The organism is Actinomadura sp. SCN-SB (assembly GCF_043906805.1).
Lineage (GTDB): Bacteria > Actinomycetota > Actinomycetes > Streptosporangiales > Streptosporangiaceae > Spirillospora.
In genome coordinates, this window is sequence record NZ_JBIMPP010000197.1 from 1 (window position 1) to 512 (window position 512).

Genomic DNA, 512 nt, shown 5'->3' on the forward strand with positions numbered 1-512 from the left:
CTAGATCGTTGATGGGAAATTGCTGAATCGGGTGCGGGCACGGCGAAGGGCGCCCATGGTCGGTTTGTGAAGACTGACTTGGACGCCCTTCTGACCGCACTCTACGTTCATCTGGACGATCACGTCCTGCCTTCGCGGCAACGACGGCGGCGGGGTCGTGCCCGGCTGCTGACCGATGCCGAGCTGGTCTGTGTCGCCGTGGCCCAGGTCCTGCTGGGATGTGATGCCGAGCGCCGGTGGCTGCGTCTGGCGCCGGCCCGGATCGGGCATCTGTTCCCGCGTCTTCCCTGTCAGTCCGAGTACAACCGGCATCTGCGCGATGCGGCCCCGTTGCTGCTGGTCGCGGCGGCGTGGCTGGTGCGCGCGATGCCGTCCTGGCATGAGCGGCTGCGGTTGATGGACGGCACTCCGGTGCGCTGCGGCGCCTCGCGCACCACCGTGCAGCGCTCGGGTCTGGGCGAGATCGCCGGCTACGGCATGGACAAGTCCCACCACGCCTTCTACTGGGGCGC

At 68.2% G+C, this 512-nt stretch carries 1 pseudogene; it reads left to right on the forward strand.

The window, feature by feature from the left end:
* Positions 1-78: 78 nt before the first annotated feature.
* Positions 79-512 (forward strand): annotated as a pseudogene (locus ACGWYJ_RS39025) (hypothetical protein); the annotation flags it as partial.